The sequence below is a fragment of the Kitasatospora sp. NPDC093806 genome (genome assembly GCF_040683335.1).
Lineage (GTDB): Bacteria > Actinomycetota > Actinomycetes > Streptomycetales > Streptomycetaceae > Kitasatospora.
This window is the reverse complement of record NZ_JBFBDO010000078.1, coordinates 1-16,643: the sequence shown is the minus strand read 5'-3', so window position 1 is coordinate 16,643 and position 16,643 is coordinate 1. Positions and strand designations below refer to the sequence as shown.

At 73.5% G+C, this 16,643-nt stretch carries 12 protein-coding genes and 1 pseudogene; 11 read left to right on the top strand and 2 right to left on the bottom strand.

What is annotated here, in order from left to right; genetic code table 11:
• Positions 1 to 94 precede the first annotated feature (94 nt).
• Positions 95 to 739 (bottom strand): GntR family transcriptional regulator, encoded by a 645-nt coding sequence (locus tag AB0N76_RS28520; protein ID WP_363561836.1) that lies wholly within the window; start codon positions 737 to 739, stop codon positions 95 to 97.
• Positions 740 to 878: 139 nt separating this feature from the next.
• On the opposite strand from AB0N76_RS28520, the gene AB0N76_RS28515 reads away from it, so the two are divergent.
• The 11 genes from AB0N76_RS28515 (at position 879) to AB0N76_RS28465 (ending at position 16,385) form a co-directional block, all read left to right on the top strand.
• On the top strand, positions 879 to 2,861 hold the full coding sequence (locus AB0N76_RS28515; RefSeq protein ID WP_363561834.1) for a beta-galactosidase: 1,983 nt from the start codon (positions 879 to 881) through the stop codon (positions 2,859 to 2,861).
• 9 nt (positions 2,862 to 2,870) lie between these two features.
• A complete protein-coding gene (gene gcvPA, locus AB0N76_RS28510; protein WP_363561832.1) occupies positions 2,871 to 4,220 on the top strand; it encodes an aminomethyl-transferring glycine dehydrogenase subunit GcvPA in 1,350 nt (449 codons plus the stop codon).
• Positions 4,217 to 5,833, top strand: coding sequence for an aminomethyl-transferring glycine dehydrogenase subunit GcvPB (gcvPB, locus tag AB0N76_RS28505; RefSeq protein ID WP_363561830.1), 1,617 nt, complete (start codon positions 4,217 to 4,219; stop codon positions 5,831 to 5,833). Before gcvPA ends, gcvPB begins: the two co-directional genes overlap by 4 nt.
• Entirely contained in the window at positions 5,830 to 6,948 is a 1,119-nt protein-coding gene (locus tag AB0N76_RS28500) for an NAD(+)/NADH kinase (RefSeq protein ID WP_363561828.1), read from the top strand. Before gcvPB ends, AB0N76_RS28500 begins: the two co-directional genes overlap by 4 nt.
• Positions 6,945 to 7,730 carry an SDR family NAD(P)-dependent oxidoreductase gene (locus tag AB0N76_RS28495; RefSeq protein WP_363561826.1) on the top strand — a complete coding sequence of 262 codons (786 nt, stop codon included), beginning with the start codon at positions 6,945 to 6,947 and terminating at the stop codon, positions 7,728 to 7,730. Before AB0N76_RS28500 ends, AB0N76_RS28495 begins: the two co-directional genes overlap by 4 nt.
• A 38-nt stretch (positions 7,731 to 7,768) precedes the next feature.
• The gene (locus AB0N76_RS28490) at positions 7,769 to 9,082 is read left to right on the top strand and encodes a sugar ABC transporter substrate-binding protein (protein WP_363561825.1); all 1,314 of its coding nucleotides are present in this window, start codon (positions 7,769 to 7,771) and stop codon (positions 9,080 to 9,082) included.
• Positions 9,079 to 9,975: a sugar ABC transporter permease gene (locus tag AB0N76_RS28485; RefSeq protein ID WP_363561823.1), complete on the top strand. Its 897-nt coding sequence runs from the start codon at positions 9,079 to 9,081 to the stop codon at positions 9,973 to 9,975. Before AB0N76_RS28490 ends, AB0N76_RS28485 begins: the two co-directional genes overlap by 4 nt.
• Before the next feature lie 12 nt (positions 9,976 to 9,987).
• Positions 9,988 to 10,812 (top strand): carbohydrate ABC transporter permease, encoded by an 825-nt coding sequence (locus AB0N76_RS28480; protein ID WP_363561821.1) that lies wholly within the window; start codon positions 9,988 to 9,990, stop codon positions 10,810 to 10,812.
• Positions 10,812 to 12,470 carry a glycogen debranching protein gene (locus AB0N76_RS28475; RefSeq protein ID WP_363561819.1) on the top strand — a complete coding sequence of 553 codons (1,659 nt, stop codon included), beginning with the start codon at positions 10,812 to 10,814 and terminating at the stop codon, positions 12,468 to 12,470. The genes AB0N76_RS28480 and AB0N76_RS28475 overlap by 1 nt, the downstream gene beginning before the upstream one ends.
• Before the next feature lie 141 nt (positions 12,471 to 12,611).
• On the top strand, positions 12,612 to 15,455 hold the full coding sequence (locus AB0N76_RS28470) for an SdrD B-like domain-containing protein (RefSeq protein ID WP_363561817.1): 2,844 nt from the start codon (positions 12,612 to 12,614) through the stop codon (positions 15,453 to 15,455).
• 150 nt (positions 15,456 to 15,605) lie between these two features.
• A complete protein-coding gene (locus tag AB0N76_RS28465; protein ID WP_363561815.1) occupies positions 15,606 to 16,385 on the top strand; it encodes a hypothetical protein in 780 nt (259 codons plus the stop codon).
• A 63-nt stretch (positions 16,386 to 16,448) separates the two neighbouring features.
• On the opposite strand, the pseudogene AB0N76_RS28460 reads toward AB0N76_RS28465, so the two are convergent.
• A pseudogene (locus tag AB0N76_RS28460) lies at positions 16,449 to 16,643 on the bottom strand (plasmid stabilization protein); the annotation flags it as partial.

Sequence of the window (16,643 nt, the reverse complement as noted above, 5' to 3'; positions counted from 1 at the left end):
TCCACTCCGGCCTTTGACGGACCCGGCGCCGGAGGGCCTTCCCCGCCCCCATGGGGGGAGGCCCTCCGGCGCCGCCGAGTTCTCGCAGGGGGCCTCAGTCCTCCGGGATGTGGGCGAGCAGGCGCTCCATGCCGCCGACCCAGTTGGCCTTGAGGGCGGCGATGGCGCCGGGCAGGTCGTCGTCCAGCAGCCGGCGGGCGATCTCGCAGTGCTCCTCGGCCTCCCGGGACACCGGCTCGTCCTCGGCGACGACCAGGTTCTCGTAGCGCCGCATGCCGGCCTTGACCCGGGTGAGCAGGTCCAGCAGCCGCTCGTTCGGGCAACCGCTCAGCAGCAGGCCGTGCCACTCGTCGTCACGCCGGTCGACGGTGGCGTGCGCGGCCACCTGGTCGGGGAAGCCCTGGGCCAGCTCCAGCAGCCGCGGGGCGATCTCCCGCAGCTGCGCCGGGTCGGAGGACTCCAGCGCGAGGGACTCCAACGCCGCGACGATGGCGACCAGTTCGCGGAACTCCTTGCGGCTGACGGGCGCGAAGCGGAAGCCGCGGCCCTGGCTGCTCTCCAGTACGCCCTCGCCCGCCAGCGCGATCAGCGCCTCGCGCAGCGGGGTGCGGCTGACGCCCAGTTCGGCCGCCAGCACGGCCTCGTTGACATCGGTGCCCGCCGCGAACTCGCCGCGGGTGAGCCGTTCCATCAGCTCGTCGCGGATCTGCTCGCGCAGCGGACGGCGCTCGATCGCCATCGGGATTCCCCCAACTCCGGCAACTCCGGGTCTTCTTCGGATCCTGTCCAAGTTCTTGACCGCGCCCAGTGTACTGCACTATGCATTTTGAATACAAAATGCGGAACGGGGCGAAGGCGGAGCGAAGGGGAGGCGCGGCATGGGGCTGACACGGGTGCCCGGACTGCTGTTCGGCGGTGACTACAACCCCGAGCAGTGGCCCGAGGAGGTGTGGGCGGAGGACGTCGGGCTGATGGCCGAGGCCGGGGTCAACCTGGTCACCGTCGCGGTCTTCTCCTGGTCCCGGTTGGAGACCGCGCCCGGCGTGTACGATTTCGGCTGGCTCGACCGGATCCTCGACCTGCTGCACGCCCACGGCATCGCCGTCGACCTGGCGACCGCCACCGCGACCCCGCCGCCCTGGCTGGTCCGGCGCCACCCGGAGATCCGGCCCGTCGACGCGGCCGGCACCCGGCTGGAGTTCGGCTCCCGCCAGGGCTACTGCCCCTCCTCCCCGGTGTTCCGGGCCGCCACCGTCCGGCTCGCCCGCGCCATGGCCGAGCGCTACCGGGACCACCCCGCCCTGGTCATGTGGCACGTCGGCAACGAGTACGCCGACCACACCGCCGAGTGCTTCTGCGAGGAGTCGGCCCGCGACTTCCGACGCTGGCTCCAGCACCGCTACCGCACCCTGGACGGCCTCAACGACGCCTGGGGCACGTCCTGCTGGGGCCAGCACTACACCGACTGGACGCAGCCCGCCCCGCCCCGCAAGGCCCCCGGCCCGGTCAACCCGGCCCAGCTGCTCGACTGGCGCCGGTTCTCCAGCGACGCCCTGCTCGCCTGCTTCGAGGCCGAACGCGCGGTCCTCAAGGAGGTCACCCCGGACCTCCCGGTGACCACCAACTTCATGAGCATCCTGCGCGACCTCGACTACTGGAAGTGGGCCGCCGCCGAGGACTTCGTCAGCGACGACGCCTACCCCGACCCCGCCGACCCCCGCGCCCACCTCAAGGCCGCGCTCAGCTACGACCTGATGCGCTCGCTCAAGCGCCGGCCCTGGCTGCTGCTGGAGTCCGCGCCCGGCGCGGTCAGCTGGCGCCGGGTCAACGTCCCCAAGGAACCGGGCGTGATGCGCCTGCACAGCCTGCAGGCCCTCGCCCACGGCTCGGACGGCGCGATGTTCTTCCAGTGGCGCCAGGCCCGGTACGGCCCGGAGAAGTTCCACTCGGCGCTGCTCCCGCACGGCGGCACCGACACCCGCCAGTGGCGCGAGACCCTCGCCCTCGGCGCCGACCTGCGCCGACTGGCCGGGGTGGCCGGCGGCACCACCCGGGCGGAGGTCGCCCTGCTGCTCGACTGGGACAGCTGGTGGGGGCTGGAGGCGCCCGAGTCGCTGCCCTCCGACCGGCTCCGGCTGCACGAACTGCTGCTCTCCTGGTACGCGCCGCTGCACGCCCGCGGCATCGCCGTCGACCTGGCCCCGCCGGACCGCGACCTCTCCGGCTACCGGCTGGTCATCGCGCCCAACCTCTACCTGTGCACCCCCGAGCAGGCCGCCGCGCTCGCCGCCTTCCCCGGCGAACTGGTCGTCGGCCCGTTCAGCGGCGTGGTCGACACCGCCGACCGGGTTCACCCTGGCGGGGCGCCCGGGCCGCTGCGCGAACTGCTCGGCCTGCGGGTCGAGGAGCCCTGGCCGATCCCCGACGGCGTCACCCGCGAGATCGTCACGACGGACGGCACCGCGCTGACCGTCCGCACCTGGAGCGAGTGGCTGACCCTCGACGACGCCCGCGCCGTCGCCCACCACCGGGGCGGCCCGCTGGACGGCCGCCCGGCCGTCACCCGCCGCACCCGGCCCGACGGCGGCGCCGTCCGCTACCTCGGCTGCCTGCCCGAGGACCCGGCCCCGCTGCTGGCCGAGGCGCTCGCCGCGGCCGGCGTCACCGGGCTCGACCTCCCGGCCGGCGTCGAGGCCTGCCGCCGCGGCCGCCACCTCTTCCTGCTCAACCACGGCACGGAGCCCGCCACCGTCCGGCTGCCCGGGCCCGGGACCGACCTGCTGACGGGCCGCCCGCTGAGCGGCTCCGTGTCCCTCGCGCCGCGCGACGTCGTGGTCCTGAAGACCGAACCGAAGCCCTGAGGAGACCTGGTGACCCACCCCTACATCCCCAACGCGGGGCCCGACACCCGGGCGGCGATGCTCGCCGAGATCGGCGCCCCGGACGTCGCCGAGTTCTACCGCGACATCCCCGCCGACCTGCGGCTGACCCGCCCGCTCGACCTGCCCGCCCCGTTCGCCGACGAGCAGGGCCTGGTCCGCCACCTGAACGGCCTGCTGGCCCGCAACACCGACACCACGCGGCTGCTGAGCTTCCTCGGCCACGGCTGCTACCCGCACCACGTCCCGGCGGTGTGCGACGAGGTCAACGGCCGCGGCGAGTTCCTGACCGCCTACGCGGGCGAGCCCTACGAGGACCACGGCCGGTTCCAGGCCCTGTTCGAGTACGTCTCGATGATGGCCGAGCTGCTGGAGATGGACGTCGTCAACGTCCCCACCTACGACGGCTTCCAGGCCGCCGGGACCGCCCTGCGGATGGCCGCGCGCTACACGGGCCGGCAGAAGGTGCTGGTCAGCGGCGCGATCGCGGCCGACAAGCTGGCCAAGCTGCGCGACTACCTGGCCCCGGACATCGCGGTGCTCACCGCCCCGGTGGCCGCCTCGGGGGAGATCGGCGCGGTCGCCCTGGACGACACCTTCGCCGCCCTCTACCTGGAGACGCCCACCGTGCACGGCGTGGTCGAGACCCGCGGCCGGGAACTCGCCGACCTCGCGCACGGCGTCGGCGCCCTGCTGGTGGTCGGCACCGACCCGATCTCGCTCGGCGTGCTCGCCCCGCCCGCCTCCTACGGCGCCGACCTGGTCTGCGGGGACATCCAGTCGCTCGGCATGCACCAGCAGTACGGCGGCGGCCAGGCCGGGTTCATCGCCAGCCACGACGAGGAGCGGCTGGTCGCCGAGTTCCCGTCCCGCCTGTTCGGCATCGCCCCGACCGCCGTCCCCGGCGAGTACGGCTTCGGCGACGTCTTCTACGACCGCACCTCCTTCGCGCTGCGCGAGGAGGGCAAGGAGTGGGTCGGCACCGCCGCCGCCCTCTGGGGCATCACCGCCGGCGTCTACCTCGCGCTGATGGGCCCGCAGGGCATGCGCGAGCTCGGCGAGACCGTCCTCGCCCGCACCCGGTACGCGATGCGGGCGCTGGCCGCCGCCGGCGCCGTCGTCCGCCACCGGGACGCCGTCCACTTCCGGGAGTTCGCCGTCGAGGTGCCGGACGCGGACGGGCTGCTCGCCGCCCTGCGGCAGCGCGACATCCTCGGCGGCGTCCGGCTCGGACCCCGCGAGGTCCTGGTCTGCGTCACCGAACGGCACTCCATCGCCGACATCGACACCCTCGCCGCGGCCGTCAAGGACGCCCTCTCCGCCACCGGAGGCACCCAGTGAGCTCCCACGACAGTACTGCTGAACCGTTCGCCATCCTGCCGGTCGCGCCCAAGCCCGCGCTGCGCCGCTTCCATCAGGCCCGCTGGGACGAGGAGGTGATCTTCGAGCTGTCCCGCCCCGGCCGGCGCGGCATCGGGGTCCCCGCCCCGGACGCGCCGCCGGTCGAACTGCCCGAGGGCGTCGCCCGCCGCACCCCGCCCGCGCTGCCCGAGCTGTCGCAGAACCAGGTCGTCCGGCACTACCTGCGGCTCTCCCAGGAGACCCTCGGCGCCGACCTCAACATCGACGTCGGCCAGGGCACCTGCACCATGAAGTACAGCCCCAAGGTCAACGACACCTTCGTCCGCGACCCGCGGATCGCCGAACTGCACCCGCTCCAGCCCGAGGAGACCGTGCAGGGCGTGCTGGAGATCTACTGGCGGCTGGAGCGGATCCTCACCGAGGTCTCCGGCATGGCCCGGGTCTCCCTCCAGCCCGGCGCCGGCTCGGCGGCGATCTACGCCAACCTCGCGGTGATCCGCGCCTACCACGCCTCCCGCGGCGAGGGCGGGCAGCGCGACCAGGTGATCACCACGATGTTCTCGCACCCCTCGAACGCGGCCTGCGCCAAGGTCGCCGGGTACGAGGTGATCACCCTGATGCCGGACGCCGAGGGCAACCCGGACATCGAGGCGCTGCGCGCCGCGGTCGGACCGCGCACCGCCGCCCTGCTGATCACCAACCCGGAGGACACCGGCATCTTCAACCCGCGGATCCGCGAGTTCGTCGAGCTGGTCCACGCGGCGGGCGGCCTGGCCTGCTACGACCAGGCCAACGCCAACGGCATCCTCGGCATCACCCGGGCCCGGGACGCCGGGTTCGACCTGTGCCACTTCAACCTGCACAAGACCTTCTCCACCCCGCACGCCTGCGGCGGCCCGGCGGCGGGCGCGTGCGGGGTCGCCGAGCCGCTGGTGCCGTTCCTGCCCGGCCCGGTCGTCGACCGCGTCGGCGGTGTCGAGGGCGACCCCGAGGGGTCCACCTTCACGCTGACCGTCCCGGAGCGGTCGATCGGCAAGATCCGGCCGTTCCTCGGGGTCACGCCCAACGTGGTGCGCGCCTACGCCTGGGTGATGGCGCTCGGCGCGGAGGGCCTGCGCGAGGTCGCCGAGACGGCCGTCCTCAACAACAACTACCTGCTGCACAAGGTCCGGGCGATCCCCGGCGCCTCCGTCCCCTGGCCGCAGCGGCGGCGGGTCGAACAGGTCCGCTACTCCTGGCAGGAGCTCGCCGAGGAGACCGGGGTGCACTCGGAGGAGATCGGCGTCCGGGCCGCCGACTTCGGCGTGCACTACTGGACCAGCCACCACCCGTACGTGGTGCCCGAGCCGTTCACCCTCGAACCGACCGAGTCCTACTCCCGCGAGGACCTCGACGAGTACGCCGCGATCCTCGCGCACGTCGCCGACGAGGCCCGGGAGCAGCCGGAGTTCGTCAAGAACGCGCCCTACCGGCAGACCGTCCACCGGATCGACCCGAGCTCGCTGGACAACCCGGCGCAGTGGTCGCCCAGCTGGCGCGCCTACCGCCGCAAGCACGGCGGGGCGCGGACTGAGGCGGCCGACCGCCCGTGATCGTCGGCCTGATCGTCAACCCGGTGGCCGGCCTCGGCGGCCCGGTCGCGCTCAAGGGCAGCGACGGGACGGACGTCCAGGCCCGGGCGCTCGCCCTCGGCGCCGTCCCGCAGGCGCCCGCCCGCGCGGCGTCGGCGCTGCGGGCGCTGCGCGACCGGTGCCCCGGACTGCGGGTGCGCACCGTCGCGGGCGCCATGGGCGAGGAGAGCGCGCTCGCCGCCGACGTCCGGTACGAGCTCGCCCATCGGCCGGGGTCCGCCGTCACCGGCGCGGCGGACACCCGGGCGGCGGTGGCGGCGCTCGGCCCGGTCGACCTGCTGCTGTTCGCCGGCGGCGACGGCACCGCGCGCGACGTCCTGGACGCCGCCCCGCGCACCCCGGTGCTCGGCGTGCCGGCCGGCGTCAAGGTGTACTCCGGCTGCTTCGCGGTCAGCCCGTTCGCGGCCGGGACGACGGCCGCCGGCTTCGACGGCAGGACGGTCGAGGCGGAGGTCGTCGACCTGGACGAGGCGGCGTACCGGGCGGGCCGGGTCGGCGTCCGGCTGTACGGGACGATGCGGGTGCCGGCGGCGCGGGCGCGGCTCAGTGGCCGCAAGACCGGCTCCTCGGCGGCGCCGCCCGGCTCGGTGGACGCGATCGCCCGGGCGGTGGTCGCGGCCATGCGCCCCGGCACCGCCTACGCGCTCGGGCCCGGCGCGACCACGCTCGCCGTCGGGCGGCGGCTCGGCCTGGAGCCGACCCCGCTCGGGGTGGACGTGGTGGGCGTGGACGCCGCCGGGACCGGGGTGCTGCTCGCCTCCGACGTCACCGAGCAGACGCTGCTCACCCTTGCCATGTCACAGGTCACGCATGGCGTGCTCTCCGTGATCGGAGGACAGGGCTTCGTCCTCGGCCGCGGTAACCAGCAGTTCAGCCCGCGGGTGCTCGAAGTCCTCTCGGGGATCACCGTGCTCGCCACCCAACAGAAGCTCGCCGCGCTCGGCGGCCGTCCCCTGCTGGTGGACAGCGGGGACCCGGCGGCCGACGCCGCGTTCGAAGGACACGTCCGGGTCGTCACCGGACACCGCGAATCCGTGCTCTACCGCATCCAGTCAGCGAGTGAGGAACTCCCGTGAACGCTCCCGCGCACACTCCCGTCCACACCCCCCGGAACACCCTGAAGAACAAGGTCGCCATCGTCACCGGCGGTGCCTCCGGCATCGGCCGCACCACCGCCCGGCTGTTCGCCGCCGAGGGCGCGGCCGTGGTCGTCGCCGACCTCGCGGACGCCGGGGACGTCGTCCGGGAGATCGAGGCGGCCGGCGGCCGGGCGGTCGCGGTCCGCGCCGACGTCTCCTCCGAGACCGACTGCGAACGGGTCGTCACCATCGCCGTCGAGACCTACGGCGGACTGCACGTGCTGTTCAACAACGCCGGGATCATCCGCCGCCAGACCGCCCTGGAGATCTCCGCCGACGACTGGGACCGGGTGATGGCGGTCAACGTCCGGTCCGTCTACCTGATGTGCCGGTTCGCCGTCCCGGCCATGAAGGAGGGCGGCTCGATCATCAACACCGGCTCCGGCTGGGGGTTGAAGGGCGGCGCCAACGCGCTCTCCTACTGCGCCTCCAAGGCCGCGGTCGTCAACATGACGCGCGCCCTGGCGATCGACCACGCCGCCGCCGGGATCCGGGTCAACTCGGTCAACCCCGGCGACACCCTGACCCCGATGCTCCGCGACGAGGCCCGCCAGCTCCAGGTCGACTGGTCCGACTTCGCGCAGGACGCCGCCGACCGCCCGATGGGCCGGGCCGGCTCGCCCGAGGAGATCGCCAACGCGGTGCTCTTCCTGGCCGGCGAGGCGAGCAGCTACGTCACCGGCTCCGCCCTGGTCGTCGACGGCGGCGGCCTCGCCTGACCCACCCGCGCCATCCACCCCCATCCAGGAGGCATTCGATGTCCGCAAACACGAGTTTCGCCAAGAAAGCAGCCCTGGCCGTGCTGGCCGTCGCCCTGACCGCCTCCGCGTGCAGCGGCACCAACGGCGCGGGCTCCGCCGGCGGTGGCAAGGACGGCAAGGTCACCCTGCGCTGGTCGACCTGGGGCTCCGCCGAGGACATGGAGGCCTTCAAGGCCTTCACCGACGAGTTCGCCAAGAAGCACCCCGACATCACCCTCAAGCTTGAACAGGTCGCCTCCTACGAGGACTACCACCCCAAGCTGCTCACCCAGCTCACCTCCAAGACCGCCCCCGACGTCTTCTACGTCGGCGACGACTTCATCGGCAAGCTCGTCGCCGAGGGCGTGCTCGCCCCGCTCGACGCCCAGCTCGCCGGGCCGGAGAGCCGGAGCAAGCCCGCCGACTTCTTCGAGGGCATCTACGGCGGCGCCAAGAAGGGCGGCGTCACCTACGGCGTCCCCAACGACACCAACCCCGAGGTGCTCTGGTTCGACAAGAAGGTGCTGGCCGAGGCCGGCATCACCGAGGACCCGGCGGCGCTCAACGAGTCCGGCAACTGGACCATGGCCAAGTACCTGGAGATGAACGCGAAGCTCAAGGCCGCCGGCAAGTACGGCTCGATCTTCTGGAACTGGTACGGCGCCAACTACAGCCTGGTCAACGGCTTCGGCGGCAAGGTGTGGGACGGCGGCCGGTTCGTCGCCCCCTCCGACCCGAAGACCCGGCAGGCGTTCAGGACCCTCGCCGACGGCTACCGGGACAAGACCTTCGCCTCCGCCGACCTGCTGCCCGAGGGCAACGGCCCGGGCACCCAGTTCATCAAGCACAAGGCCGGCTTCTACGCCGGCGGCCGCTGGGTGGTCGAGAGCATCCAGAAGGGCGGCGACCTCCAGAACTACGACATCGTGCCCTTCCCCTCCGAGTCCGGACAGCCGATCCCGGCCGCCGTTGCCGCCTCCTACCTGACCGTCAACAAGGACTCCAAGCACCCCAAGGAGGCCTTCACCTTCCTCAGCGAGTTCGTCAGCAAGGAGGGCCAGCAGCTGCGGCTCAAGGGCGGCAGCGCCGTCCCCTCGATCAAGGGCGCCGAGAGCGTGGTGACCGACGCCGACTACCCCGCGCACGCCAAGACCTTCCTCGACCTGCGCGACCGCGGTTTCGCCAACTACCCCGACGAGGTCGCCGTCCCCGGCCTGACCAAGGCGATCAACGACCACCTGCTGAAGATCTGGGAGGGCAAGATCGGCTTCGACGAGGCCATGACCCAGCTCCAGACCCTGGTCGACGGCATGAAGGGCAAGCAGGGGTGAGCGCCGACGAACCGCGCTGGCGGCGCCGGGACCGCCGCTGGGCCGTCCTCTTCCTCGCCCCCCAACTGCTCGGCCTGCTGGTGTTCCTGGTCGGCCCGCTCGGCTTCGCGGTCGTGCTCTCCTTCCTGCGCTGGGACGGCCTCGGCGACGCCACCTGGGTCGGCCTGGACAACTTCCGCGCCCAGCTGACCGACCCGGAGTTCGGCCGCGCGGTCTGGAACACCGTCAAGATCGGCCTGATCACCGTGCCCGGCGGGCTCGCCCTGGCCCTGCTGCTGGCCCTCGCCCTGCACGGCGTCCGGGGCCGCACCGCCTACCGGGTGATCTACTTCCTGCCGGTCGTGACCAGCTCGGTCGCGGTCTCGGTGATCTGGCAGATGATCCTCGGCGGCGGCACCGACGGCATCCTCAACGGCACCGTGCACGACCTGCTCGGCGTCACCCTCCCGGACTGGCTGGCCGACCCGGACTGGGTGGTCCTCGCGGTCGCCGTCGTCACCGTCTGGTCCTCGCTCGGCCTCAACGTGGTGATCTTCCTGGCCGGCCTCGCCACCATCCCGCCGAGCCTGCTGGAAGCCGCGCGGATCGACGGCGCCGGGCCCTGGCAGACCCTGCGCTCGGTCATCCTGCCGCTGCTCTCGCCGACCGTCTTCTTCACCGTGGTGGTCTCGGTGATCAGCTCGTTCCAGGCCTTCGACCTCATCTACGTGCTGGTCAACCCCGACCACAACGAGGGCGCCCAGACCATCGTCTACAAGGTCTACCAACAGGGCTTCCGCGAGTTCCACTTCGGCCTGTCGAGCGCGGCGGCGCTGATCCTGCTCGCCCTGACGCTGCTCGTCACGGCGATCCAGTTCAAGGCGCAGAAGCGCTTCGTCCACTACGAGTCCTGAGCCGAGGCCGGTATGACCATCCGCAAGCAGTTCCTGCTGCACGCCGTCCTCGCCCTCGGCGGCCTGCTGATGCTGTTCCCGTTCGGCTGGATGCTGCTGACCTCGTTCAAGGGCGTCAGCCAGATGCTCAACGACCCGCTGGCGTGGCTGCCCGCGCCGTGGCGGCCGCGGAACTACCCGGACGTGTTCGCCAACGTGCCGATCGGGCGGGCCTACTGGAACAGCATGTACATCGCGGCCGTCACCGTCGCGGCCACCCTGCTCACCGGCGCCATGGCGGCCTACGCCTTCGCCCGGATCCCGTTCCGCGGCTCCGGGCCGCTGTTCGGGCTCTTCCTGGCCACCCAGATGGTCCCGGCGCAGGTCACCATCGTGCCGCTGTACATCATGCTGTCCGAGTTCCAGATGATCGACTCGCACCTGGCGTTGATCCTGCCGGCCGTCGCCAACCCCTTCGCGGTGTTCCTGCTGCGCCAGTTCATCCGGGCCGTCCCGGTCGAACTGGAGGAGGCCGCGCGGATCGACGGCGCGAGCCGCTGGACGATCTTCTGGCGGATCATCCTGCCCAACATCAGCCCCGGCCTGTGGACGCTCGGCATCATCGTCTTCCTGGCCAGCTGGAACAGCTACTTCTTCCCGCTGGTGTTCCTCAACACCCCGGAACTGTTCACCGTCCCGCTGCTGCTCGACTCCTTCAACTCCCAGCGCGGCGGCATCGACTACGGGCTGACCGCCGCGCTGTCGGCGATGACCGTGGTGCCGATGCTGATCGCCTTCCTGGTCGGGCAGCGCAAGATCCTCAACAGCATGGCCTCCTCCGGCCTGGGAGGCCGCTGATGACCGCCCGACACCTCGAACTCGACCTCGTCGACCGCCCGTTCACCGAACGCGGCTCCCGGCTGCTGGTCACCGCCGGCCCGGACGGCCTGCGGGTCGCCCGCGCCGAGTACGAGACCCCGCTCGCCGCGACCGTCGAACTGACCGGCCTGGTCCTCCGCGACCGGGCCGGCCGCCCGCTGCCCGTCGTCTCGGCCACCCCGGTCGCGGTGACCTTCGCGGGCGGCGCGTCCCTGCTGTTCGCCGACCCCGCCACCCTGGTGCTCGCCGGACACGACGCGCACGCCTCCTGGCGGCTGCCCGACGGCACCGCGCGCACCCTCGCGCTCACCGGCTGCCACGTGCTGACCGGCCCGCCGGGGGAGTGGACGGCCCCGGCCGTGCGGGCCGCCGCCGAGGCCCGCTGGGCCGCCTGGTTCGCCCGGCTGCCGGCCGTCCGCGCCGACCTCGCCGAGGCGGCCCGGACGGCCTGGTGGACGCTGGCCGTCAACCTGCTGCCGATCGGCGGCCGGGAAGGGCTCGTCCCGTCCAAGTACGGCTACGTGGGCGTCTGGAACTGGGACGCGCTGTTCCACGCCGTCGGCCTGCGGCACGGCGCGCCCGACCTGGCCCGGGACCAGATCCGGATCCTCCTCGACCACCAGCTCCCGGACGGCCGGCTGCCCGACGTCGTCCACGACCACGGCGTGCTCGCCGACACCACCGACCTGCCGCGCGCCGACCACGCCCGGCTCGCCGAACACGTCGGCAGTGCCCTTCCGGATGGCAGCGCCCGTCCCGGCTCGGCGGGCCTCCCCCGGGAACCGGTCCCGGTCACCAAACCGCCGCTGGCCGCGTGGGCGGTCTGGAAGGTCCACCAGACCGACCCCGACCTCCCCTTCCTCGCCGCCGCCTACCCGCGGCTGGTCCGCGCGCACCGGTGGTGGTTCACCGCCTCCGACCCGGACGGCGACGGCCTGCCCGAGTACCTGCACCCGTACTCCTCCGGCCTCGACGACAGCCCGGTCTGGGACCACGGCCCGCGCGCCGAACCACCCGACCTCAACTCCTACCTCGCCCTGGAGGCCGACCGGCTCGGCGACATCGCCGAGGCCCTCGGCCGCCCGGCCGAGGCCGCCCGCTGGCGGGCCCGGGCCGCCGCCCACGCCGACCTGCTGGTCGCCCGCCGCTGGGACGGCACCCGCTTCACCACCCTGTCCGGCGGTCGGCCCGTCCCCGTCCGCACCGCCCTCGACCTGATGCCGCTGTTCACCGGCCGCCTGCCCGCCGGGGTGGCCGCCGCCCTGGAACGGACCCTCCGCTCACCGGCCTACTGGGGCGAGCACCCCGTCCCGACCGTGGCCTTCGACGACCCCGCCTTCGACCCCGACGCGATGTGGCGCGGCCCGGTCTGGCTCAACGTCAACCACCTGCTGATCGACGGCCTGCGCCGCTCCGGCCTCACCGCCACCGCCGAGGAGCTGCGCGAGCGCACCCTGACCCTGGTCCGCGACGGCGGCGGCCTCCACGAGTACTGGAACCCCCTCACCGGCACCCGCGCCCCCCGCGCCACCACCGGCTTCGGCTGGTCCGCCGCCCTCTTCCTGGACCTGGCCGCGGAGGGGTGGCGTCCGGGCACGCCGGAAGGCCGGCCTCCGGAACGCCAGAGGAACGCCTGACGAGGCGTCAAAGTTCCTGGTTTTCCTGCGAACTTGTGTGAAGTCCCTTTAAGCTCCCATTAACAATGGCGGCTTTTCCGCCACACGCGAACTCCCTTGCGGGGTCGGGGCGGAAGGCCCAACTGCGCGATGAGAGCAGGGATGACAAGGACACGTGAACACGAGGCCGGTGCCGCGCGCGGCCCGGCGCGGCGGAGGACGGCCGTCCTCGGCCGCCGCACCGCCGGCGCGGCGGTGGCGCTGGTCGTCGGGATCGGCGCGGCCTCGCTGGTGGCGGCCCCGGCGGCCTACCCGCAGGCGGGCGACGGAACGGTGACGGTCCGCGTGGTGCGGGCCGTGGACACCAGCGGGGTGTGGACGCCCGCGCTGGAGCCGGGCCTGGCCGGCGTCAAGGTGACCCTCACCGACGACACCGGGGCCGGCGTGGAGGGCACCACGGCGGCGGACGGCACGGTCACGCTCGCGCCGTCCGCGAGCAAACTGACCGGCGGCAAGTACCGCGTCCAGGTGGTGAATCCGAAGCCGGGCAAGCTCTTCCCGGCCTTCGCCTCGCGCCAGGGCCTGACCGGCGCGCCCAACCAGCTCAGCAGCAACGAGGAGTTCGTCGACCTCTCCGGCGGCAAGAACGTGGCGTACACCACCGGCCTGTGGAGCCCCGGCGACTACTGCCAGAAGAACGCGCCGCTGGTGACGACCTGTCAGCCGACCGCCCGCGAGGGGGGAGCGCAGCGCACGCTGGTCTCGTTCCCGTACAGCGCGCGCGGCCAGGAGGGCCGGGACGTCAACGCCACGAACATCGCCACCAACGCCGAGACCGGCACGCTGTACGGCATCGCGTGGAACAAGGCCGACCGGCGGGTGTTCTCCTCGGCGGTCGCCAAGCGCGCCACGGACTACGGCCCCGGCGGCGCGGGCGCGATCTACGTGACCGACCTGGAGACCAAGCGGACCACGCCGTTCACCACCGTCCCGAACGCCGGCACCACCGCCCATGGCGCCGGCACCGACGACGGGTTCATCGCGGCGCCGGGCAAGGAGAGCCTCGGCGGCATCAAGGTCACCGACGACGGCAAGGACCTCTTCGTCGTCAACCTCGACGACCGCAAGCTCTACCGCTACGACGCCACCGCGGCCACGGCCGCCGCGCCGAAGGCCGCCTACCCGATCCCCGACCCCGGCTGCCCGGCCGCCGTCGACTGGCGCCCCTTCGGCCTCGGCCTGCAGGACGGCACCGGCTACCTCGGCGGCGTCTGCTCGGGCGAGTCGACCGGGAAGGCCTCCGACCTGCGGGCGGTGGTCCTGCCGTTCGACCTGGCCACCGGGGCGTTCGCGGCGCCGGTCCTGAACCAGCCGCTGGACTACCCGCGCCAGTCGACGGTCGGCGGCGGCCCCTGCGACGGGGCGGCCTGGTTCCCGTGGACCGACACCTGGCCGACCTCGCAGAACGGCAGGCCGTGCGGTGCCGCCACCATCGCCCAGCCCGAACCCGAGCTCGGCGAGATCGCCTTCGAGACCGACGGCTCGATGCTGCTGGCCTTCCGCGACCGGTTCGCCGACCGCGCGCCGTCCGGCGCCCCGTACTCCAACGTCATGTCGGGCGGTGACCTGAACAAGGCCTGCTTGGCGAACGGCACCTACGTGCTGGACACCAACAACGGCTGCGGACTGTCCCCCCGGGGTACCCGCTTCTTCGACACCAGCTGGGGCGGCCACCGCAACACGGCGTTCGCGGGCCTGGCCGAGTCCAAGGTCGAGAACACCATCGCGGTCTCGGCCTTCGACCCCGACCACACCGCCCTGGGCTACGGCACGTCGTTCCTCCAGCGCAACGGCGCGCAGGACCCGAAGTTCGGCCTCCGGCTGACCCCGGCGGGCGAGGTCGCCCCGTTCGGCAAGGGCGCCTCGATGGGCGACCTGGAGGTGCTCTGCGACCAGGCCCCGCTCCAGATCGGCAACCGGGTCTGGTACGACCCCGAGCGCTCCGGCCTCCAGCTGCCCGGCCAGCAGCCCGTACCGGGCGCGACCGTGAACCTGTACGACGAGTCGGGGAAGCTCGTCGGCACGACCAGGACCACGGCGCGCGGCGAGTACTACTTCGACGACTCCAACGTCACCGGCGGACTCAGGCCGCGCACCAAGTACACCGTCCGGCTCGACAACCCGGCCGACTACGCCAAGGGCGGCCCGCTGTACCAGTGGGTGCCCACCGACGCGGACATCGGCGACAACCGCTTCGTCGACTCCAAGGGCGTCGTCCCGGCGGGCGGGCAGTACGCCGAACGGGCGCTCACCACCGGCGGGCCGGGCGAGAACGACCACACCTACGACTTCGGCTTCCGCCGGCAGGAGGGCGCGCTGCGCCTGGTCAAGCACGACCAGGACGGCAAGCCGCTGGCGGGCGCGAAGTTCCGGCTGTGGCGGGAGAGCAACGGCACCGACGGACTGCAGACCGCCGGCGCCAAGCCCGACACGGCGGTCGGCGACCCGTGCACGACCGGGGCCGACGGCCTCTGCAAGGGCAGCGGCGTGCCGGGGACGTACTACTGGCAGGAGCTGAGCCCGCCGGACGGCTACGCCGCGCCGGAGGTGACCGTGTTCGGGCCGCTGGTGCTGACCGCGGAGAACCTGGACGTCGGGGTCTCGGTGACGGCCGTCAACCGGCTGGTCCCCACTCCCACCCCGACGCCGACGGCGACGGCCACTCCCACGCCGACCTCGTCGCCTACCCCGACCCCGACGCCGACGGACACTGCGACGCCGACGCCGACGCCGAGCCCGACGGCTTCGACCGAGGCGCCGACGGTGCCGATCCCGGCGCCGCCGCGGCCCGCGCCGCCGGCCCCCGCCCCCGTCCCCGGCTCGCACCTGCCGAGCACCGGTGCGGGTGAGCAGATCCCGGTGATGCTGGCCGGGGCGGGCACGCTGACCGTCCTCGGCGCCGCGCTCGTGCTGCTGGCCCGCCGCCGCAGGGCCCGGCAGCAGTAGCACCACCCACCGTTCGGGCGGGTTCGCGGGACCTCAGGTCCCCGGGCCCGCCCGACCGTTGTGACCGACGGATCGACGTGATCGACGGATCGACGTGATCGACGGATCGACGTGATCGATGTGATCGATGTGAGAGAGAAGGCAACCGCCATGGCCCGGAAGACGGCTCCCGAGCCGCGTCGTCGGACCGTCCTGCTCAGGACCCTGGTCGCGCTCGCGGTGTGCGCCGCCGCGGCCGGCGGCCTGGTCGCCTACCGGAGCGCCGCCGACGCGAGCGAGGAGCGGCCGGTGACCGTCGACGAGGCCTCCCGGCTGGCCCTGTCGCGCCTCAACCTGTTCCAGGCCAGCCCGGTCACGGTGACGCTGGCCGCCGCCGAGGGCGGGGGAGTCGACGTCCGGGTCGAGGGGGTCGTCGACTACCGCACCCGCCGGGGCGTCGGCCGCTATCGGGTCACCGGCGCGAGCGGTCCGCTCGACCACGGCCTGGTCGTCTGGGACGCCGGGGGCCTCGGGCTCGCCCCCGAACCGCCCGGCGTCGACGGCCCGGCCTGGCAGCAGGCCGAGCACGTCCCCCGCCAGGGCTGGTCCCCGCGCACGTACACGGCGGACCCGCTGGACGCCGGGCTCCAGCTGCTCGTCGAACTCGGCGCGGACCGGCCCGACAACCCCCTGCTGCTCGCCCAGTCCGGCGCCCGCTGGCTCGGCCGCGAGCGACTCGACGGCCGGGACCACGACCGCTTCGCCGGCCCCCGCGCCCAGGGCGCCCCGGCCGACGGCGTCCGGTCACCGCTGACCTACTGGGTCGACACCGACGGCACCCTCCGCCGGGTGACGATGCGGATGCCGGGCCTGGGCACTCCCGCCACCCTGGAGCTCACCGGCCACGCCGCCACCGCCACGCTGCCCGAAGCCCCCTGGCTCACCTCCTGACACCGGGCCACACATCGCGGGGGCAAGATCCGAGAGAGAGGCCCTGGGCCCGGCTGACCCGCCTCACCCCGTCGGGCGGGCCGGCAGGGTGGCGGGATCCGTCGGGAGGGGGTACGCCGCCGGGTCGACCGGGCCCGGGAGGTCGACGGCCGGGCGGCCGGGGGCCGTCGGGTCCGGGAGGGACAGCTGCGCGGGCGGGGCCGGGACCCGGCTGAACGGCACGCCGGGCGGCGCCTGGACGCGGGCCGGGCGGCCGGC

Excerpts from the sequence above, each read along its gene's own strand:
- AB0N76_RS28515 (WP_363561834.1), top strand. The coding sequence starts at position 879 with ATGGGGCTGACACGGGTGCCCGGACTGCTGTTCGGCGGTGACTACAAC.
- AB0N76_RS28470 (WP_363561817.1), top strand. The coding sequence starts at position 12,612 with ATGACAAGGACACGTGAACACGAGGCCGGTGCCGCGCGCGGCCCGGCG.
- AB0N76_RS28490 (WP_363561825.1), top strand. The coding sequence starts at position 7,769 with ATGTCCGCAAACACGAGTTTCGCCAAGAAAGCAGCCCTGGCCGTGCTG.
- AB0N76_RS28475 (WP_363561819.1), top strand. The coding sequence starts at position 10,812 with ATGACCGCCCGACACCTCGAACTCGACCTCGTCGACCGCCCGTTCACC.
- AB0N76_RS28465 (WP_363561815.1), top strand. The coding sequence starts at position 15,606 with ATGGCCCGGAAGACGGCTCCCGAGCCGCGTCGTCGGACCGTCCTGCTC.
- AB0N76_RS28520 (WP_363561836.1), bottom strand. The coding sequence starts at position 739 with ATGGCGATCGAGCGCCGTCCGCTGCGCGAGCAGATCCGCGACGAGCTG.
- AB0N76_RS28480 (WP_363561821.1), top strand. The coding sequence starts at position 9,988 with ATGACCATCCGCAAGCAGTTCCTGCTGCACGCCGTCCTCGCCCTCGGC.